Below are 18,671 nucleotides of genomic sequence, written 5' to 3'. Positions count from 1 at the left end.
GAGTGGATAAATACAATGTAAAAATATTGACATAATCTTAAAAAAGGTATTTGTAGAAAAATGTAGAATTTTATATTTATAATCAGAAAGGAGGCATTTTCATGTACCTAGAAGAAATACGCTCAAAAGCAAGGGATACCTTGAGTGGGAATTGGAAAAAATTTGTTGGATATACGATCTTAGTGCTGCTATTAACTACATTCGTTGAAAATCGACTTTCTACATATTTCCCGAATCCCATTGAAAATGAATTGACGAAATACATATCCTATATAATTAATTGGGATGACTACCTAACGTTTATTTACAGTTTATTTATTACGGCAATTATTACTATTGGGAGTACACGGTTATTTGCCTTTGCGACAAAGGAAGATAAGCAACCTTATTCCTTACAAACAATATTTTATTATTTTACAAACTTGAACTTATATTTAAATGCATTTTTACTAAATTTCTTAACTTTTTTATATTCTACGCTTTGGACATTGCTTTTGATTGTTCCAGGCATTATAAAATCATATTCATATAGAATGGCGCCATACATATTTATTGAAGAACCACATTTGACACCTAATGATGCCATTACAAAGAGTAGAAGAATGATGGATGGATATAAGTGGAAATTGTTTTGTTTGGACATTTCTTTTATTGGTTGGATTATTTTATGTATCTTCACGATTGGGATTGGGTTTTTATGGTTGTTTCCATATATGAATGCAAGTGAGGCACATTTTTATCATGAATTAAAAAATAAAGAACTTGACTCTAATAGTTGAGTATAAGGTTAATAGTTTTACAAATAAGTATTTAGAATATATTTCATCCGTATTTAATTACCGTAGTCGTCGTCCAGTAATACTCTCGATTCCAATGATTTTACCAAATTTACTTATGAAGTATTATCTTAGAATTTTTCACAAATTTAATATGAAAATTTCTAGAGAAATGGAGTACAGAGCGGATTATATAGCATCAAAAATGTGTGGAAATGAAAATTATAAAGAGGCTTTGTCCAAGTTAATAAGTCATGGTCATGTTTTTAATCGATTAATTTATGAACAAATGACTGAGAAAATTGTTCATGGTTTTCAATTTGAAGATTACTTTAGCTATTACCGTGAGCATATTGAAAGTTACAAGAAGCAAATTGAGGAGTCATTAGGTAAAGCTTTAAGTGATAATGAAACAGAATACGCTACACACCCTACATTGAAAAATAGAATAGTAAATTTACCGAATGTAGATACAAATTATGATAACAATGAAAAAGCATTAGAGTTAATAAATTCGTTTGATTATTTAGAAGTAAGTATGACAAAACACTATAATTATTATTTAAATAATAATGCTATTCATTTCTGATGATTCATAGGTTTATATTTAAAAAAATTAATTTTAAAACTCGTAAAAAAATAAAACTAGGAGCTAAAAAATAGCTCCTTTTTTCTTTTATAGTAACATAATAAGGAAGGATAAATATTCTTTTAAATTGAATATTTTAATGGTTAACAAATATGAGAAGTTCCCTTTAACAATTTCAATACAAATAAATGTTTGCTAGTTTATAAGGCATAGTTAGATTGGGTCTTTGATGTAAAATGCAAATGTTTGAGAACAGGAGGAAGCATCATGACAAAAATAGCAATTATTTCGGATATCCACGGAAATAGAACTGCATTAGAAGCAGTTTTAAAAGACATTCGCTCTAGACAAATTGAGAGGGTTTTTTGCTTAGGTGATCTAATTGGTAAGGGGCCTCAAGGCTCAGAGTGTATAGAGCTCGTTCAAAAAAATTGCGAAAAAGTAGTCCGTGGCAATTGGGATGTATTTATTCAGTCACCTGCAGAAAATGATTTTATTCAATGGTTTAGAGACCGATTAACAGAAAAAGACTATCAATTTCTAGCTTCATTACCATTTCATATTGACCTTGAATTAAATGGACAATTAATCAGGTTTTTTCACGCTTCACCAAGGAGTGAGTTTGAGAGGATTTTACCTTTTCATCCAATTGAAAAACGGTTAAGTATGTTTGAAAATAGTGAGATAACAAATTCAAACAAAAATGATAAGACTCCTGATATCATCTTTTATGGAGATATACATACTACCTTTTTGGAAACTTTCAAAAACGGAATTTTATGCAATGTAGGAAGTGTTGGAAATTCCCTTGATTTAACTTCAGCTTCATATGCGATTCTTGATGGTTCATATTCAACTAATTCGATCCAATTTGTAAGGGTAGAATATGATAGAGAAGCTGAACTTATGATTGCCGAAGATTTAAAATTGCCGGATCTAGATAAATATCATGATGAACTAATGTTCGCTAAGTACAGAAATTCATAATGTGAAATTCAAAACAGTGGGAAAACGTACCTTTCCACTGTTTATTTTATTATTTAGCTGTTTTTTTCAAAAATGGTTTTGACAGTCTCAAATATATTAATAGTAGATAAGGATTCCCACTATTTCTAATAGCATATTATTGATACATTCAATTATACTAGATTAATGAATAAGTAATGAGCAAATACGAACTTCAAAACTAAAGATAGGAGATTTAATATGGAAAAACAACGTAAAATTATATTATACATTGGTACTTCTATTGATGGTTATATAGCAAACAATGATAATACGTTAGAATGGCTAGAAACAACAGAAGTAGAAGGAGACTCTGGTTATAATACACTTTTAGAAAGAATTGACACTGTTGTGATGGGAAAAGGAACATATGAAGTCGTTCGCGGATTTGTTATGGAGTATCCTTATAGTTCATATAAAAACTATGTGTTTTCAAAATCCACAACCGGTTCAGATGAATATGCTACTTTTATAAATGAAGATATTAAAACTTTTATACATGATTTAAAACAACAACCTGGTGAAGATATATGGTTAATTGGTGGAGGGAATCTAGCTCGAGAATTTTTTAAAGAAAATTTAATTGATGAATTTCAACTTGCTATTGCTCCAATTGTTTTAGGGAAAGGAATCTCCCTTTACACTGGAGATGATATTACCCAAAAATACACTTTAACGAAAGTAGAAAAATTAGGTCAACTTGCTATGCTTTATTACATAAAGAAATAATCACATAAATATCATATTTCATTGGGTAGATTGTTATTAATTACAAATACAATAAATTCGTTTTTCATCTAAAAGAGAGCTGTGAAAGCAGTTCTTTTTATTTGGTAAATGGTTACAATGAAGTTGCACTTTAGAAATCCATCTTTACATACTTTTGGAGGATTTTATCTTGAATATTAGTAAAAGGTGATTTTTAGTTTGTTTTTATAAACATTGTGAAAAAGTCATAAAAACAAAGGAGAAACATTTAAATGGTAGAAAAGGTAAACTGGAAAAATAATTCGAATGGTCGTAAATTTATAACTTCCTTTAGCGGAGGAAAAGATAGTGTACTAGCTTTATATAAAGCTATGGAATTAGGGGAAGCGGTTGGATTAATCGTTATGCTAGAGGAAGAAGGGAAACGTTCTAGATCCCACGGAATGCCTCCCGAACTAGTACGCGCTCAAGCTGAATCAATCGGATTACCTGTTTATACAGGGGTGGCAAGTTGGCAGGAATATGAAAAAGTATTTACACAGCTATTAGAAAATGCAAAAAATCATGGAGCAGATGTATTAGTAACGGGTGACATAGATATGCCTGCTCAAGATTGTTGGCATGATAAGGTTACAAAAAATGTTGGATTAAAGCTTGGTATGCCTTTATGGGAAATGAATCACCGTGAAGCTGTCGATGAGTTTATTAATAGAGGTTTTCAAACGATTGTTGTAACAGTCAACTTATCGTTAGGAATGAGAGAAGAAGATTTAGGTCGAACATTAACTCATGAATTTGTGAATGAGCTTGAAAATCGAGGTATTGATCCATGCGGAGAAAGTGGTGAGTTCCATACTACCGTGATAGATGGACCGATTTTTAATTATCCGATTTTAGTTAAAAAGTGTGAGATTATTAGGGACGGAGACTATGCTTATTTGCCTTTAGAACTTGCATAATAATAGGAGAATTAGGATGTTATATAAATACTAATTCAATTATGGTGAAAATCAGAAAAGGGAAATTTACATTGATTGGGTAGGAAAAACTAGGGAAGAGGCAATCCTATGAAATTGTTATTATCAATCGTACTAGCAACCATTTTAGGTATTTTTCTTTCGATGATAGGAGAAGTTGGAATAATTATAGGTTTCGGAATTTTAGCTGGTACTTTGTTTAGAGCGTTATATCTTTTAAACGATTTAAGCAAAAGACTTGTACCGAAATCTGATAAGGTAAAAGAAGCTTATGAAAATTATTTAAGAGAAAAAGAAATAAACAATTAAGGATGGAAATTATTTCGATCCTATTTGGTTTTATATACCTTTCATATTAATAGATTAATTTTTATATAGTTTACCAAGAATACATGTCTTAAAAGACAAGGATTAATTAATTTTAGATCCATATATTGATAAGAATTTAAATTTGGAAAAAGATAAAATTCCCCCAAATTACAAAAATAAGTTGTTGGTGTAATATTAAAATAAAAATATAAATAATAGACTGGTAATTGTGCACTATTTTAGAATTAAAATTTTATTATTTATATTAAATCTTATTTTAAAATCATTGGGGGATATTGAATTGGGAACAACAAATAGTAAATCTATTTCTTCATTAACTTTAGGCGTATTATCGATAATCATTCCTTATATTGGGTTCATACTTGGTATAATAGGTCTATTTATTTCTAGAAAAAGTATTGCCGAAATTAATCACTCGAATGAAAAAGGGAAAGGTCTAGCAATTTCAGGAAGGGTTTGCAGTATTGTTGGAATATGCATACAGATAATTTTGATAATAATTTTAGTTTTAGGAATTATTACTTTTTTTTCAATGAGTGATAATATGACTTTTTAATGAGTACATAGTAGAATAAGGGTTTTCGAATGAAAAAATAAGTAGAGAAATAGCTATTAAATGATAAAACTTTGAAGGAATTTTGACTGAATGGATTTAAATGTATATAGTTTAAATAAAAGTTTTACATATCTACATAATTTTTGCTTGAGGAGGAACCGACATGCAAGTTTTTGCAGAATATTTAGCAGGTATTGATCATCCAGACCACCGTGAGCGGACTGCTGAAATTTTGGATTGGATTTCAAATAAATTTCCTAGCCTAGAGCCACAAATTAAGTGGAATACGCCTATGTTTTCCAATCATGGCACATTCATCATTGGCATTTCGACCGCGAAGCAACATATGAGCGTTTCACCCGAAGAAAAAGGTATTGAGCACTTTGCTGATGAAATTGGAAAGGCTGGCTATAGTGCTACAAAAGGTTTGTTTCGTATACCTTGGAAAGTCCCAGTCAATTACGAATTGCTTGAGCAAATGATTGAGTTCAATATTCAAGATAAAGCCGAATATACGACTTTTTGGCGTAAATAATGTAGTTAAATTAAATAGCAGAACGATTAAATAAAAATAGGAGCTGACTAGATCAGCTCCTATTTTTTATTCATAAAGATTTAAATAGTAACAAGGTCATTTTAAGTACTAAATCGAATAATATAGAATCAATGTTTAAGATAGGTGGTGATTTAAGTGAAAAATAAACTACCAAAGAAAATACATATCATTGGTTCAGTTGGAAGTGGTAAGACGACATTAGCAAGACAAATGTCCACAAAGCTAAATATACCGTACTATGAGTTAGATAATGTTGTATGGAAAAGGCAAAAGGGTCATAAAGATATCAGACGTTCTGAACAAGAAAGAGAATGCTATTTAGATACACTCATTTGTTCGGATAAATGGATTATTGAAGGTGTTCATAATGAAGAATGGGTAGTTAATAGTTTTCTAAATGCAGAGTTGACTATTTTTTTAGATACTAGCTATTCTGTTAGAACCTTTCGAATCATTAAAAGGTATTTCTTACAAAAACTTAGATTAGAGAAGTCAAATTATAAACCGACACTTAAAATATTCTTCAAAATGTTTAAATGGAATAAGTATTTTGAAGAAGTGGGTAAACCAAAATTCTTTAAAAAGTTTATAAATTACAATGATAAAATATTGGTCGTCAATAATATTAATGAGGTTGAAGAGTACTTTAACGAACACATATCAAAAAATATAGGAATCGCAAAATAGCGGTTCCTAATTTTTTGTATATCTCAGTCAGTTCTTAATGTAATGGGATTGGTAGGTTTTCTACTAATTCTGATAAAAATACAAATTTAGCTTCTTCTTTTATTTTAGGTATGTATTCCTTTATTACATTTGACGTAATTTCGCCAGGTTCTCCTACATGTCCAATTGCAATCATAGTTGGTTCTACTCTTACTTTTTCTAATAGTAATCGAGTTTGCTTTTCAATATGCTTATAAGTGTATAAATCATCGAAAAATAATTTGTTTTCAATGACCGGCACGCCTATCTCATCTGCAATTTTAGTAACTACGCTCCGATAATTCGTTTTACTGTCGAAAAAAAATAGGCCCCTTTCTTTACAAGCTGTTAAGACAATGCGCATTACTCTCTCATCGGAAGTTGCTTTTGAACCCATATGATTATTTACTCCTATTGCGTATGGGACGTCATCAATAGCGGCTAGGACTCTTCTTCGAATTTCTTCATCACTTAAGTTGGTCTTTATCGCATTTGGTCCTAACCAACTTGCTTTCCCTTTCCTTGGTTCCATTGGTAAATGAACGATTACTTCATAGCCTTTAGAATGAGCAACAGTTGCATCCTTTTTAGTAGAAGGCAAAAAAGGCATGACGGCAACTGTTAGTGGGATCGGCAGTGAAAGCATTTGGTCCGTTCCTTTCATGTTATTACCAAAATCATCAATCACTATAGCAAGCTTATGATTAGGTTCAGCAAATACTGAAGAGCAGGTAGTAGATAGAGCTACTAATATAGAGAAAATTGAAGTAATCCAAAGCTTCATCGGTAAATCTCCTTTTCCATTAATTACTATGCACTACTATTTTCTGTGATTATGAAGAAAATAACCGTAAAAATTGAAAAGAAACTAAAATGTTTAAATAAAAAGTAAATGTGATTTTGTGCTCAATTTAAAAAATAAAAATTCAATTAAAATTAATAGTAGAAAGTAGTACGAGTAGCCTATTGCTGCTCACTTTTTTGTTTTAATTCCAGATTTGCTTTATAAAAAAGGAGCTTTAAATCTGTTGGAGAATGTAATTAAATTAAAGTTTTGTTTTCATCTTAGGAGGTTTTATGAAAGATTTCCATTGCTGCGCAACGTGCCAGCATTTTAAAGCAGAGAAACAAGTAAAAGGTATGAAATATTATTGTAGTAGATTGGGATTTGAAACAATGACGAACTATAAATTTAATTGTTGGAGTCCGAATGAGAATGTGAAGAAGTTGATAAATAAGTGGTACAAGGACCGATAGACTGAGGTTGATAAAGAATTAACTTATTGAAATTTTACGTATATATTTGTTATTTATAAAAGGTTATAACAGATTCAGTAATTCTTTTTTAATAAGTAGAATCTAATTGATGATTATTTGAAAACACATAAAGTAAATGAATAACATGCATAGCAAAAAAGAATTTTAAAAGAGGAAGAAAGAATGAATAGAAATAGGCTATATAAATCAAATACAGATTATGTATTTTTAGGTGTATGTGGAGGGATTGCAGAAGCTCTATTGATTCCATCAATTCTTGTTAGATTGGTATTCGTATTTTTGCCAGTATCTCTTTTAGTCTATCTAGTCTTGGGAGCGCTGATGGGAAATGATGATTTTTATTATGTTGAAGATGTAAGAAAGAAGAGTAGGTATAAAACTGTGTTACTTGCTTTTGTTTTTTCAGTTATCGTAATAGTAATTTTATCAAACTTGGGATTTTTATGAACTAACTTATACAAATTTAAAGGGTGTGGAAATTGGACAATAACAATTTAGTAGAAAAACAGTTAAAGATCCTCAATGAAATAAACACAATTTGTTTAAATTTAAAATTTCATCTCTGGCTACGAGGAGGGTGGGCAATTGATTTTCTGCTTGGAAAAGTTACTCGCGAACACTCAGATATTGATTTAGTCACTTTAATCCAATATCGAGAAGAGTTAGAAAGGGCAATGGTTAATGCTGGATTTAAGAAAATTCCAATTAGTATGCTTCAAACAGATTTCATAAAAGACGAGATAGATGTGAGTTTTGTATTTGTTAGAATTTCAGAAGAAGGTAAAATCATAGCGAATGGTTTTCCAGACTGGGAATGGAGAAATGATGCATTGCCAATTCGAAAATATAATTTAAAAGGTATTTCAATTAATGTCCTAAACCCATATCAGTTACTTGAAGAAAAAATGGTTTATGAAAAAGGTACGGGACGCAAGCTTCGTTCAAAGGACATTGAGAGTATGAAAGTAATTCAAGGAATTATTAATTCAATAAGCTAAATGAACTTGTTAAAAGTTAGTAATTTAAAAAGAAAAGGAGAGAAAAGAAATGAGCACATCGGAAATTTCTATGAAAAGTCCAATACCTATTCTACGTATGTTTGATGAAGTAAAAGCTAAAGAATTTTACATAACATTTTTAGAATTTGAGATTGATTGGGAGCATCGATTTGAAGATGATTTTCCTTTATATATGCAAATATCTTATAGCAATTGTGTAATTCATCTTTCTGAGCACCATGGTGATTGTAGTCCGGGTGCAGCTATTAGAATTGAGGTAGAAAATTTAGAGTTACTGCATTCAAAGCTACTTTCAAAGAAATATAAATATGCTCGCCCTGGCATCGAAGAAACACCTTGGAAAACACGAGAGGTTCGGGTGGGAGATCCATTTGGTAATAGAATTGTCTTTTATGAAAACATGAAAGACTGAAGTTCTATTGTACTGCAACATGGTTGAATAACCTAAAGATTAAAGAGGATTGAATTAGGTAGCATTCTAATTTAATCCTCTTAAAAATTGAAAAAATGAACAAATCAGGTTAGTAACTATTTCAATTCTTTTTTTCTTGATATGAGTGAAGCCCAAACAAATTGTATTAATCCAGCAGTCAAGACACCTACAAGCGTATCCCTCATTCGATCCATCGCATAATCCTTTGATTGGTGTTCAAATGCAAAGACAAATAGAATTGTGAGAGCGACCTGGTGAAGTACTTTTTTGTCTAATTTTAAATATTTAGCAATATATGTACCAATCAGAATCAAAAGTCCTAAGTTCCATCCAGTGACTTTTAAATAACTCGCAATAATTACTGTAATTCCAATTCCAATCATTGTTCCAATTACTCGCTTAATCGATAAACTAATTGTTTTGTCAATTGTTGATTGAACAGTAAGAATAAGAGAAACTGGAGCTAAGTAGGGATGTGATGAACCAAAAAATTTTGAAATTTCCCATGCTAATGCAGAACCAATTGATAATTTCCAAATAAGACTATTAATATTTTCATATGAGTTCAGTGATTTTGTTTCTTCCATAAGCACCTCTTATAGAAATTTCCATTTTTTATAATATCCTCTCAATTTAAATCCATTATGTATAATTTGTTATTAAGAATAAATAAGAAATTGAATACTTATAATAGTGTTTAGCTATTAGACAACTAATAATAGAAATGAGTTAAAACAATGATTACCGTCTTATTTGAATATAAGTTTGAATAGAAGTATTTAGAGGATTTTAAATCAAGATTAAAAAAGTCAGCACATTTAAAATTTCATTCAGAGCCTTCAAATATTGGAATGAATTTTATGCAAAGAGAAGATGAACAATATTATTACATCAATTTATTTATTAAATATAGAAGAATATGAAGAACGAACGAGGTTTGAGAGAAGTCAGGCAGAATGGAATGAAACTTGGTTTAGTAATGACATTACCCACGAACTCTTATCAGTAACAATCTGGAAGGATTTTAGTCCAATGTCCTAACCCCTTCATTGCAAAGTGATTTGAATACATGACGAACACATTGTGAACTTCGTTGAAAAAGTTTGAAACTTTGCTAATTATTGATAAAGAATTACTTATGTGCCCGCAAGGAAGTCTTATTTCCTTGCGGGTTTTATCATTTACTTGTTAAAGTAAAAACTGAAATTTCTGGAACACTAAAAAATCGAAACGGAAGCCTTGTTGTTCCTATCCCCCGATTAACATATAAATTCAATGGTTTTATATGATGATTTATTTTATATAATCCTTCAGTATAAATAGTTGCTAATGGTGGGGTATAAATTGCTTCGTGAAATGGAAGTTTTACTTGTCCACCATGACTATGACCAGAGAGTTGTAAGTCAATCGGATACTCTTTAAGGCGCTCTGCTACATCGGGTTCATGTACTAGTAAGAGATTAAAGGCGTTTTTTTGTATATTCCTAAATGCTTCATCCGGATTTGGTCTCCCTAAAAGATAGTCATCCAAACCAATAATATTTAGTTTACTGTGATCTTTTAAGACGATTTCTTTCTGTTCATTTTCTAAAATTGTAAAACCAGATTTTATGAAAACTGATGATGAGATTTTCTTCCCAGCTCCACCAACGTCATGATTACCGTAAATAGCATATTTACCATATTTTGCTTTTAATTGTTGAAGTACAGCAGGGATTTGATCTAATTTATTGTATAAAGCGCTATTATCAATTAAATCACCAGTAAACACAATTAAATCAGGGTTTTGTTTATTAATTTGATCGACAACATTATTTAATTGCTTTAATGTATAATGAGCACCTAGATGGCTATCACTAAATTGAACAATTTTCATTCCTTCCATCTGCTTTGAAACGGAATTTGATGTTATTGTTATTTGATTTACATCCAACATTTTTGGTTCAATACTTTTTGAATAACTATATAAAATAATAGGAAAAATTAATAATAACAACGTAAAAACTATTAATCTTCTAACGATCTTTCGAAATTTTATGGTATATTTCATGTTTATAACCTGCCTTTTATGAATGAATTGATACAATTATGATTGTAAATAAAATAAATAGAGCACTGACTAAAATTTCAATTATCCTCATGTTTTCACTCCTCGAGAACAGTTTAAGCTCCTTTTGTTACATGAAAGTGACAAAATAACATAATTGAACGGAGGAATTAAAAATCAATATTCTAATCGCTGATGATGAAAAAGATATGCTAAAGATCTTACAGGCATATTTCAAAAAGGAAGGATATAACGTTTTCTTAGCAGAAGACGGAGAACGAGCTATCGAAATCTTTTATAGTCATAAAATTGATTTAGCTATTTTAGATTGGATGATGCCTTATAATAGTGGGATTAATGTGTGTAAAGAAATAAAGAAAAATGGTGAAACAAAAGTATTAATGCTTACAGCTAAAAGTTATGATGAGGACGAATTACAAGCTCTTAAACTAGGAGCTGACGATTATGTACGAAAGCCGTTCCATCCGGGTGTCTTGATTACTAGAGCTAAAAAATTACTAAAAGAGGAGCATCTTATAGTAATTGGTAATATAAAAGTAGATTTTAAAGGTAAAATAGCATTTAGAAACGACGGAAATTTAAATTTAACGAAAAAGGAAATTGATTTATTAAGCTGTTTTGTTCGTAATCGCGGAAACATCTTGTCACGTGAGGATTTGTTAGTTAATGTATGGGGTATTGATTATGATGGAGATGATCGAACAGTGGATACCCATATAAGGAGATTAAGAGAAAAAATAGGAGAAGATCTTATTCAAACACATCGAGGTTTAGGATACAGTCTTATAAAAGAAAAATGAATCGATTAGGAAGAAAAATATCGATAACAATTACAGCATGTATTCTTTTTGTTTTTATTTTCTATCTAATTATCAATTCGTATTTATTACCTAAATATTACTTATTTCAGATGAAAAATAGAGTACATGAACTTTCAACTGCGATAAACAAGATGCCGATGGCGGAGTTTAAACAATCAATTAATCATTTGGAGCAAAAAAATAATATAACAATCGTTTATGAACCAATTCAAACTAATTTAGACCAGTTTAATGGATTATTAAGAGATAATTTATATCAAAAAAGAGTAACATTAAATAAATTTTGGGTTACAGAAGAAACATTAAAACAAGTTAAAAGTGGTAAAAGAATAAGTAAAATATACGATCAAGGTAAGTTGAAATCGAGTTTTTTAGTCGATTTTATTCAAAAGGATAATGTATTTATTGTAGTTGGTGTCTCTATTGTTTATTTAAGTGATGCTGTTCAAATCGTAAATAAGTTTACTATTTATATTATGATTTTCTTGATTTTAATGTTGATTTTAATGGTTTGGATTTGGTCAAAAAAAATAACAGATCCATTAAAAGAGTTAAAAGATATTTCTAAAGAAATCGCTCAATTAGAATTTAAAAAGGCAAAAATTTCAACAAATGATGAAATCGAAGAACTTGCTAAAAGTATTAACGAAATGAGTGACAAATTGAGGATTGCCCATGATGATTTAAATCAACGGAATGCAAATTTAAAAACGTTCATATCAGATATTTCTCATGAACTTAAAACACCACTGGCTTTAATCAAAGCTTATTCGGCAGGCATTAAAGACGGAATAGATGATGGAACCTATGTTGAAACAATCATTAAACAAACAGATCAAATAAACCGTTTAATCGATAAATTATTAGAGTTATCAAGAATTGAACGTGAAATATTACATATTGAACAATTTGACTTAATCAAGCTTTTTGATTCTAGTTTGGAAAACTTTGAAATCGAATTGAATCAAAATAATTTCGTTATAAAAAAAGAATATATTAAAACGAATCAACTAAATATTGAAGTAGATCGTGACCAAATCGAGAAAGTATTTAATAATTTAATTAGTAATGCAATTAAATATACAAAAAATCCGGAAATTAACATTAAGATTTATGAGGAAAATGAGGAAATTGTATTCATCATTAAAAATGAAACAAATCTTAAAAATGCCACCCAAATTAAGCAAATCTGGGAACCTTTTTATGTTATGGAGGAATCCCGAAATAAACATTTAACAGGAACAGGCTTAGGTCTAGCGATTGTAAAATCGATTTTAAATCGTCATCAGTTAAAACATGATGTGAAATTAATAGATGGAAACATTCAATTTTCAATTCATTTTCCAAAACCCAAACCCTTACAGTAGAGTAAGGGTTTTTAACATTCTTCCTAGTTGTAACATTCATGTCACAAAGCAGCATTATGCTTACAACTATGGAGGAATTTAAAAATATGGTCACCATTTCATGAAAAAGCAGTACAAAAAGAAATGACAAATTATAAAATCCTTACAAAAGATCGGACTGTTCAATCTACCGAATTCGGTAAAAATCTCAAAGTTATTGTTAACTTTTCAGATAAAAATTTCAATTACCGAAATGAGACGATTCCAACAAAAACAGCTGTTATTTATGAAGGGAATCAAAAGATTGTATTTAATCCAAACAATTAAAGAATAAGGCAGTTCTCGAGACTGCAGATTTTATAAACCAATCTATTAAACACCTAAAATCTACAAGGTTTACAGTTCTTGTGGTTTTAGGTGTTTTTTTTTAACAAGAATGTTAGAAAATCATCTTTTGTTTATTGATGAATTACGACACCTGTACCAATTGGAACCATTGAAGATAACTCAAGAACATCCTTATTGTACATTCGTATACAACCATGTGAAACAAAGTGACCAATTGTTGCAGGGTTATCAGTTCCGTGAATTCCGTAATGTGGAGCGGATAGTCCCATCCATAGTACCCCAAAAGGTCCACCAGGATTTGGATCTTTATTAATAATTGTATAAGTTCCTGTAGGAGTAGGAGTAAGCATCTTTCCTACACCGATTGGGTAAGTTTTAAGCAGATTGTTGCCGTCGAAAAGTTTCAGCTGGCGGTTTGATGTAGAAATGTAGATCCAATTAGTCATTTTATCAGCTCCAGTTTTTAACTATAGTATGAAGAAACTTTAATAGTTGTTAAATACAAGAGGTTACATAGAATAAGTATGGTTAAATAGTAAGCTCTGATAAAGAATCGTTTTAATTTTGTTGTTCAACTAATGGGCAGTATAGTGGAATTAGAGAAGTGGTAAAAAGCCAGAACATTTTACTATTTCTCTTTTTTTTATGTTTAATCAAATTAATTTTAACGACATCGTCTTAAAATAACTTTTAAAATGAATAGGAAAAAGTTTAAGGGTAAAAATAGGGAAAAATTACCTTTATATATAATGTGGTGAAAAGAAATTGAAAAAAATTAATATTGTTTTATTAATTATATTATTAATTCCACTATTGACTGGGTGTTGGGATCGTTTACCATTAAAAAATCTTAAATTAATGGATGTTGTAGGTTTTGATTTAAATCAAAAGGATGAGATTGATATACATTTAATTGAGACAAAATTAAAAAGTGTAGGGCAAGGTAATGGAGTAAGTAAGTCAGAAGTTACGGTACTTAATGGTCCAAGTTTATTAAAAGCTACCGGAAATGGTAGTTATTCAAATCGTGTTTTTTATGGGCCTAGTATAAGAGTATATCTACTAAGTGAAAATTTCGCTTTAAAGTATCCTATTTCAGAACTGTCTTTTATGTTGAATGCACCCTATGCGTCAATAAACACCCCTGTTATAATATTCGAAGGAAATTTGGCTAAATTTTTTAAAGATGAATCTAATAATGATAATTTTACGAAAGAGTTAAGTGATTATATTTTTACCTCAGAAAAAAGAAGAATAATTCCAAATGTTTCTATAATGAATTTAATATTAGCACAAGGAGATATGTTAGAATATCTTGCAATACCTATCATTAAAAAGTCAGATAACGCTATTGAAATAAGTGGGGCTTTTCTATACAAACAAGGTGTAAACTCCGGAGTTAAACTTTCAAAAGACCAACTCACAATGATGATGTTGTTATTAGGTAAGCGCTTTGTTAGGTTAAATCTTACAGGGGATTTACTCGAAAATAATAAAGAGAAACCATCAGATAATATAGAGAATAAAAGTGAATATGGGTTTTCCGTAAAAGAAATAGATTCAAAATTCATTATTTCGACAGATTCAAAAGGCTTACCTAAAGCAACCATCAAAGTTCGTTTGAAAATCAATGCATATGAAATTGGGAAGTTGAATCAATTCTCAAAGGTTAAAGTTAAGTATATTAATCAGATGGAAAAAGCTCTAAGCAAGCATTTTGAGAGGATGAGTAAATCCACTATTGATTCGATGCAAAAAGCGAATTGCGATGTGATTGGAATTGGAAAAGAAATAAAGGCATATCACCCAAATAAATGGAAGTTATTGAATTGGCGTAAAGATTATCCACAAGTATCTATTCAGCCGAAATACGAAGTACAAATCCTTAATGATAAATAGTAGTAAAGATTTCAGTGGATTTTTCGAAGGACAATGAAAGATTAGTAAGACATAAAGTATCAAGTAAAGTTCTTATACAACTCACAGTGCATTAGTTCAATAATCTTAAATCTGCTTAGGTGCAGCTTTTTTTAAAGAAGTAAATGGCAGTTTAGTTGCATAAGGACTAATAAAAACAGTAGACAAATTAGACAGAAAAGTTTTAATAATAAAAAATAAATGAAAAAAACTTCGAAGAGAAGAGTAAATAGAATTCATTCATTCCAGAGAGCTCCAGTTGCTGAAAAGGAGTATGAATGATTTATTGAAACAAGACTCTGAGTTTCATTTCGGAACCAATGATGGAGATGGTATGACAGGCGCTCCTGTTATAGAGTATGGGTATATTTAAAATGTACTTAATGAGGTTAATGTGATGACATATTAACAAACTGGGGTGGCACCACGATAAAGTAAACTCGTCCCCAAGACTACGGTCTTGGAGGGCGAGTTTTTTATTTGTACAAATTGAAAAATATTTAATTTAGGGGTGTTAAGATGGAAAAAATTAAGCTTCTTATTTCTTGGAAAAATCCTTTGCTATAAATGTAAAAAATGAGAAGATCTCCCTCGAATTAGTTAAGAAGATTTTACTGAGGTTTTAAAATTCAGTCGTAAATCAATCTATGTAATGACTATTTACTTTTTGTTTAAGGGTGTATTAGTTTTAACGGCTGCTGTTGATTCGTTAGAAGCAGTGTTTTCAAAAAGAGTTCTTCATTTGACTAATACAGAATATGGTATTCTTGTAAGTATTGCAGGCGCAGGGATTGGGATTGGTGCAATTATTAATTCAATTTTTGCAAAGAGACTATACCCCTCCTTGCTAATAGGGATTGGATCAACTTTTGTATCAATAGGATATATCGTATATTCATTTTCTAATACTTTTTCGATGGGTGCGTTTGGATTTTTCTTATTATCCTTTGTGTTGTCTTTTGCAAATACAGGCTTTGATACATTTTACCAATCTAACGTAAATGTTAAAATAATGGGAAGAGTCGGAAGTATCTATGGTTTCATTGAGGCAATATTAGTCATAGTTTCAACTATACTAATCGGATTTTCTACTTATTATATATCAGTTAAAATGTCTGTAATTGCTGGTAGTTTTATGATGCTATTTTTAGCACTAATATTAGGTGTATTTATTCTTCGCCCTTCAAAGGAAAGCTATTTCAGCAACATTGGATATAAAGAAAACTTTTAATAATATAATAAAAAATACTTTGTGTTCTTATGCGACTATGGCATGCATTAATTGAATAACAGCATATTAAAAGTCGATTTCCGAATGCGGAAGTCGACTTTTTTGATCCTTTATAACGAATGTAGTCAATTTAGTATTGAACACTGCCTTATTGAATTTACGAGCAGGAGTACAATTACTGTATTCCTAAGCAAAAAGGTATAATCTGTAATCTGAGGAATATATAAAGGTAAACCTAGAAAAGGAGGGATTTTTATTTCGTTGAAGGTAGCAATCCGATACTTCTTATATTCTGTTGGTTTCTTTATTACTATTTTCATTGTCTTACATGTGCAACGATTATTGAAAGAACATACAGCTGAAACTTATAATTTCATCCCATATATAATTTATGCTCCTTTGTTATACATCATTATTGGGATACTACTCGGATTACCAACTTTACTTAAAGAAAACAGTAAAAGTGGTAGATGGACTTTCAAATTAGAAAAAATGGTTTTTGTGGGTGTGCCATCACTATATATTGCATTATATCCATTGATTTATGCCAAAGTACGTATCCTGATGTTACCAAACTATATGAGCACTGTGCTTTTGTCTAGTGAAATATATCTCATTACTGCCCTAATTTTTGGATACATACTCATAACTGGTCTAGAAAAGAAATATAAAGATCAGCCAGATGTTCAAATGAATGTGTAATTAAGTTTATAGAACGAACGTAGTAAGTTAATTAACAAAGATAGGCTACTATGGTAGTCTATTTTTTTATTGTTACTAAATTGCTTCTATGTTAGTTAAAATCAAATGATACATGAATTCATAAATAAGAAATTAAATGGTGAAAATTAGGAAATAGTAAAAAATAGTAAATAGAAGTCATATAAGAAGGAAATAAAAATGAACCGTAAATTAAAAGTAAGTGGTTTTCAATTCTTTAGCATGATTTTTATGTTTATTCTTGGTTCTTCACCACCAATTGAAATATATGGTATAGCTAAGCAAGATTCTTGGATGAGTTTATTAATAGGACTTGCTTTAAGCTGTCTACTATTTTATGTGTATATTATGTTATATTCAATTTTTCCTGATATACCATTTACAAAATATATTCAAAATATTTTAGGTAAGTATATGGGAAAATTAATAGCACTAATTTATATCCTATATTTTATTTATATTGGTGCCCGAGTTTTACGGAATTTTGAAGATTTAATGACGATAACTCTATATAATGCTTCATCGAAAATTTCAATTGGAATACTAATGATGATCTTAATTATGTATGCAACTTATAAAGGATTTGAAACATTCGCACGAGCAAATGAAGTTATTTTTCTATTTATTATGTTCCTTACTTTTCTATTTATTGGATTTGAAATCATTTCTAACTTAATTATTATCAATAATCTAAAACCCGTTTTAGAAAATGGCTGGAAACCAGTTTTAAAAGCGGTTCCAATATTAGTTACAAATCCTTTTGGTGAGATTCTTACATTTACTATGATCTTGCCATATTTAAATAATCAGAAGAAAGCAACAAAGATAGGAATAACCTCACTACTAATTTCAGGACTTGTTATGACTTTATTTTCAATATTAAACACTGCAATATTGGGAGTTTCTGAACTAGAAAGAACTATATTTCCACTCTTAACAGCTGTTGGTTATATTAATATTGCTGATTTTGTTCAAAGGTTAGATACTTTTATTGTGGTGATTATGGTATGCAATTACTTCGTGAAACTTGCTGTCTATTTCTATTGTGCGGTATCTGGAGCAGCAGATTTATTTGGTGTATATAAAAGTGAACAATTAGTCTATCCTATTGCAATTATCATGTTAGTTTGTTCATTATGGTTAGCATCAAGTTATTTTGAACAACATAATGAGTTTATTGAAAAAGTTCCTTATTTATTACACATTCCTCTTCAAATTATTATTCCGATTTATTTATTACTAATTATGTTAATAAAAAGAAAACTAAAAAAAACAGCTATATAAGAAA

Annotated in this window: 24 protein-coding genes, 1 pseudogene and 1 other annotated feature; of the genes and pseudogenes, 21 read left to right on the top strand and 4 right to left on the bottom strand. The window is 29.9% G+C overall.

Annotation, left to right across the window (positions count from 1 at the left end; genetic code table 11):
• The first annotated feature begins 101 nt into the window (after positions 1-101).
• From EP747_RS05485 to EP747_RS05445, 9 genes are all read left to right on the top strand, one after another.
• A complete protein-coding gene (locus EP747_RS05485) occupies positions 102-779 on the top strand; it encodes a DUF975 family protein (protein WP_129688895.1) in 678 nt (225 codons plus the stop codon).
• A gap of 94 nt (positions 780-873) precedes the next feature.
• Positions 874-1,365 (top strand): M48 family metalloprotease, encoded by a 492-nt coding sequence (locus tag EP747_RS05480; protein ID WP_268895587.1) that lies wholly within the window; start codon positions 874-876, stop codon positions 1,363-1,365.
• 267 nt (positions 1,366-1,632) lie between these two features.
• Positions 1,633-2,352, top strand: coding sequence for a metallophosphoesterase family protein (locus EP747_RS05475; RefSeq protein ID WP_129688893.1), 720 nt, complete (start codon positions 1,633-1,635; stop codon positions 2,350-2,352).
• Between the two features lie 219 nt (positions 2,353-2,571).
• A complete protein-coding gene (locus EP747_RS05470; RefSeq protein ID WP_129688892.1) occupies positions 2,572-3,099 on the top strand; it encodes a dihydrofolate reductase family protein in 528 nt (175 codons plus the stop codon).
• A 251-nt stretch (positions 3,100-3,350) separates the two neighbouring features.
• Entirely contained in the window at positions 3,351-4,037 is a 687-nt protein-coding gene (locus EP747_RS05465) for a diphthine--ammonia ligase (RefSeq protein ID WP_129688891.1), read from the top strand.
• Between the two features lie 108 nt (positions 4,038-4,145).
• The gene (locus EP747_RS05460; RefSeq protein ID WP_129688890.1) at positions 4,146-4,364 is read left to right on the top strand and encodes a hypothetical protein; all 219 of its coding nucleotides are present in this window, start codon (positions 4,146-4,148) and stop codon (positions 4,362-4,364) included.
• Positions 4,365-4,665: 301 nt separating this feature from the next.
• Positions 4,666-4,941 (top strand): DUF4190 domain-containing protein, encoded by a 276-nt coding sequence (locus EP747_RS05455; RefSeq protein WP_235832769.1) that lies wholly within the window; start codon positions 4,666-4,668, stop codon positions 4,939-4,941.
• Positions 4,942-5,104: 163 nt separating this feature from the next.
• Positions 5,105-5,476 (top strand): iron chaperone, encoded by a 372-nt coding sequence (locus EP747_RS05450; protein ID WP_129688889.1) that lies wholly within the window; start codon positions 5,105-5,107, stop codon positions 5,474-5,476.
• A 156-nt stretch (positions 5,477-5,632) separates the two neighbouring features.
• On the top strand, positions 5,633-6,184 hold the full coding sequence (locus EP747_RS05445) for a shikimate kinase (RefSeq protein WP_129688888.1): 552 nt from the start codon (positions 5,633-5,635) through the stop codon (positions 6,182-6,184).
• A 34-nt stretch (positions 6,185-6,218) separates the two neighbouring features.
• Here EP747_RS05445 and EP747_RS05440 read toward each other — a convergent pair whose 3' ends face one another.
• Positions 6,219-6,986, bottom strand: a complete 768-nt coding sequence (locus tag EP747_RS05440) for a divergent polysaccharide deacetylase family protein (protein ID WP_129688887.1) — start codon at positions 6,984-6,986, stop codon at positions 6,219-6,221.
• 293 nt (positions 6,987-7,279) lie between these two features.
• Here EP747_RS05440 and EP747_RS05435 point away from each other — a divergent pair, with 293 nt between their 5' ends.
• The 4 genes from EP747_RS05435 to EP747_RS05420 all read left to right on the top strand — a co-directional run bounded on the left by EP747_RS05435 (position 7,280) and on the right by EP747_RS05420 (position 8,911).
• On the top strand, positions 7,280-7,459 hold the full coding sequence (locus EP747_RS05435) for a hypothetical protein (RefSeq protein WP_129688886.1): 180 nt from the start codon (positions 7,280-7,282) through the stop codon (positions 7,457-7,459).
• A 183-nt stretch (positions 7,460-7,642) separates the two neighbouring features.
• On the top strand, positions 7,643-7,927 hold the full coding sequence (locus tag EP747_RS05430; RefSeq protein WP_129688885.1) for a PspC domain-containing protein: 285 nt from the start codon (positions 7,643-7,645) through the stop codon (positions 7,925-7,927).
• Positions 7,928-7,959: 32 nt separating this feature from the next.
• Entirely contained in the window at positions 7,960-8,478 is a 519-nt protein-coding gene (locus tag EP747_RS05425; RefSeq protein WP_235832768.1) for a nucleotidyltransferase domain-containing protein, read from the top strand.
• A 49-nt stretch (positions 8,479-8,527) separates the two neighbouring features.
• Positions 8,528-8,911 (top strand): glyoxalase superfamily protein, encoded by a 384-nt coding sequence (locus EP747_RS05420; RefSeq protein WP_129688883.1) that lies wholly within the window; start codon positions 8,528-8,530, stop codon positions 8,909-8,911.
• Positions 8,912-9,027: 116 nt separating this feature from the next.
• Here the strand turns inward: EP747_RS05420 and EP747_RS05415 are convergent, their stop codons facing one another.
• Positions 9,028-9,519 carry an FUSC family protein gene (locus EP747_RS05415; RefSeq protein WP_129688882.1) on the bottom strand — a complete coding sequence of 164 codons (492 nt, stop codon included), beginning with the start codon at positions 9,517-9,519 and terminating at the stop codon, positions 9,028-9,030.
• 286 nt (positions 9,520-9,805) lie between these two features.
• On the opposite strand from EP747_RS05415, the gene EP747_RS24150 reads away from it, so the two are divergent.
• The gene (locus EP747_RS24150) at positions 9,806-9,973 is read left to right on the top strand and encodes a hypothetical protein (RefSeq protein ID WP_165346865.1); all 168 of its coding nucleotides are present in this window, start codon (positions 9,806-9,808) and stop codon (positions 9,971-9,973) included.
• Between the two features lie 136 nt (positions 9,974-10,109).
• Here EP747_RS24150 and EP747_RS05410 read toward each other — a convergent pair whose 3' ends face one another.
• Entirely contained in the window at positions 10,110-10,982 is an 873-nt protein-coding gene (locus tag EP747_RS05410) for a metallophosphoesterase (protein ID WP_129688881.1), read from the bottom strand.
• Between the two features lie 173 nt (positions 10,983-11,155).
• On the opposite strand from EP747_RS05410, the gene EP747_RS05405 reads away from it, so the two are divergent.
• The 3 genes and pseudogenes from EP747_RS05405 to EP747_RS05395 all read left to right on the top strand — a co-directional run.
• Positions 11,156-11,800, top strand: coding sequence for a response regulator transcription factor (locus EP747_RS05405; protein ID WP_129688880.1), 645 nt, complete (start codon positions 11,156-11,158; stop codon positions 11,798-11,800).
• Complete coding sequence (locus EP747_RS05400) at positions 11,797-13,188, top strand: sensor histidine kinase (RefSeq protein WP_129688879.1); 1,392 nt, start codon at positions 11,797-11,799, stop codon at positions 13,186-13,188. Before EP747_RS05405 ends, EP747_RS05400 begins: the two co-directional genes overlap by 4 nt.
• Positions 13,189-13,263: 75 nt before the next feature.
• Positions 13,264-13,494 (top strand): annotated as a pseudogene (locus EP747_RS05395) (hypothetical protein); the annotation flags it as partial.
• A 131-nt stretch (positions 13,495-13,625) separates the two neighbouring features.
• Here the strand turns inward: EP747_RS05395 and EP747_RS05390 are convergent.
• A complete protein-coding gene (locus tag EP747_RS05390) occupies positions 13,626-13,961 on the bottom strand; it encodes a L,D-transpeptidase (protein WP_129688877.1) in 336 nt (111 codons plus the stop codon).
• Positions 13,962-14,280: 319 nt separating this feature from the next.
• On the opposite strand from EP747_RS05390, the gene EP747_RS05385 reads away from it, so the two are divergent.
• The 4 genes from EP747_RS05385 (at position 14,281) to EP747_RS05370 (ending at position 18,667) form a co-directional block, all read left to right on the top strand.
• Positions 14,281-15,414 (top strand): Ger(x)C family spore germination C-terminal domain-containing protein, encoded by a 1,134-nt coding sequence (locus tag EP747_RS05385; protein ID WP_129688876.1) that lies wholly within the window; start codon positions 14,281-14,283, stop codon positions 15,412-15,414.
• Between the two features lie 222 nt (positions 15,415-15,636).
• Positions 15,637-15,883, top strand: a binding site (T-box leader).
• Positions 15,884-16,174: 291 nt separating this feature from the next.
• Complete coding sequence (locus tag EP747_RS05380) at positions 16,175-16,663, top strand: MFS transporter (protein WP_328590705.1); 489 nt, start codon at positions 16,175-16,177, stop codon at positions 16,661-16,663.
• A gap of 261 nt (positions 16,664-16,924) precedes the next feature.
• A complete protein-coding gene (locus EP747_RS05375) occupies positions 16,925-17,365 on the top strand; it encodes a hypothetical protein (RefSeq protein WP_129688874.1) in 441 nt (146 codons plus the stop codon).
• Between the two features lie 198 nt (positions 17,366-17,563).
• Positions 17,564-18,667 (top strand): GerAB/ArcD/ProY family transporter, encoded by a 1,104-nt coding sequence (locus EP747_RS05370; protein ID WP_129688873.1) that lies wholly within the window; start codon positions 17,564-17,566, stop codon positions 18,665-18,667.
• The last annotated feature ends 4 nt before the right edge of the window (positions 18,668-18,671 follow it).

Origin of the sequence: Gottfriedia acidiceleris (assembly GCF_004138285.1) — a bacterium.
GTDB classification, from domain to species: Bacteria; Bacillota; Bacilli; order Bacillales; family Bacillaceae_G; genus Gottfriedia; species Gottfriedia acidiceleris_A.
The sequence above is the reverse complement of the archived record's forward strand: the minus strand, read 5'-3'. Positions and strand labels throughout refer to the sequence as shown.

What these genes read in the sequence shown, in the direction of transcription:
- EP747_RS05485 (WP_129688895.1), top strand. Translation starts at nt 102, where the DNA reads ATGTACCTAGAAGAAATACGCTCAAAAGCAAGGGATACCTTGAGTGGG.
- EP747_RS05480 (WP_268895587.1), top strand. Translation starts at nt 874, where the DNA reads ATGATTTTACCAAATTTACTTATGAAGTATTATCTTAGAATTTTTCAC.
- EP747_RS05475 (WP_129688893.1), top strand. Translation starts at nt 1,633, where the DNA reads ATGACAAAAATAGCAATTATTTCGGATATCCACGGAAATAGAACTGCA.
- EP747_RS05470 (WP_129688892.1), top strand. Translation starts at nt 2,572, where the DNA reads ATGGAAAAACAACGTAAAATTATATTATACATTGGTACTTCTATTGAT.
- EP747_RS05465 (WP_129688891.1), top strand. Translation starts at nt 3,351, where the DNA reads ATGGTAGAAAAGGTAAACTGGAAAAATAATTCGAATGGTCGTAAATTT.
- EP747_RS05460 (WP_129688890.1), top strand. Translation starts at nt 4,146, where the DNA reads ATGAAATTGTTATTATCAATCGTACTAGCAACCATTTTAGGTATTTTT.
- EP747_RS05450 (WP_129688889.1), top strand. Translation starts at nt 5,105, where the DNA reads ATGCAAGTTTTTGCAGAATATTTAGCAGGTATTGATCATCCAGACCAC.
- EP747_RS05440 (WP_129688887.1), bottom strand. Translation starts at nt 6,986, where the DNA reads ATGAAGCTTTGGATTACTTCAATTTTCTCTATATTAGTAGCTCTATCT.
- EP747_RS05435 (WP_129688886.1), top strand. Translation starts at nt 7,280, where the DNA reads ATGAAAGATTTCCATTGCTGCGCAACGTGCCAGCATTTTAAAGCAGAG.
- EP747_RS05430 (WP_129688885.1), top strand. Translation starts at nt 7,643, where the DNA reads ATGAATAGAAATAGGCTATATAAATCAAATACAGATTATGTATTTTTA.
- EP747_RS05420 (WP_129688883.1), top strand. Translation starts at nt 8,528, where the DNA reads ATGAGCACATCGGAAATTTCTATGAAAAGTCCAATACCTATTCTACGT.
- EP747_RS05415 (WP_129688882.1), bottom strand. Translation starts at nt 9,519, where the DNA reads ATGGAAGAAACAAAATCACTGAACTCATATGAAAATATTAATAGTCTT.
- EP747_RS24150 (WP_165346865.1), top strand. Translation starts at nt 9,806, where the DNA reads ATGAACAATATTATTACATCAATTTATTTATTAAATATAGAAGAATAT.
- EP747_RS05410 (WP_129688881.1), bottom strand. Translation starts at nt 10,982, where the DNA reads ATGAAATATACCATAAAATTTCGAAAGATCGTTAGAAGATTAATAGTT.
- EP747_RS05400 (WP_129688879.1), top strand. Translation starts at nt 11,797, where the DNA reads ATGAATCGATTAGGAAGAAAAATATCGATAACAATTACAGCATGTATT.
- EP747_RS05390 (WP_129688877.1), bottom strand. Translation starts at nt 13,961, where the DNA reads ATGACTAATTGGATCTACATTTCTACATCAAACCGCCAGCTGAAACTT.
- EP747_RS05370 (WP_129688873.1), top strand. Translation starts at nt 17,564, where the DNA reads ATGAACCGTAAATTAAAAGTAAGTGGTTTTCAATTCTTTAGCATGATT.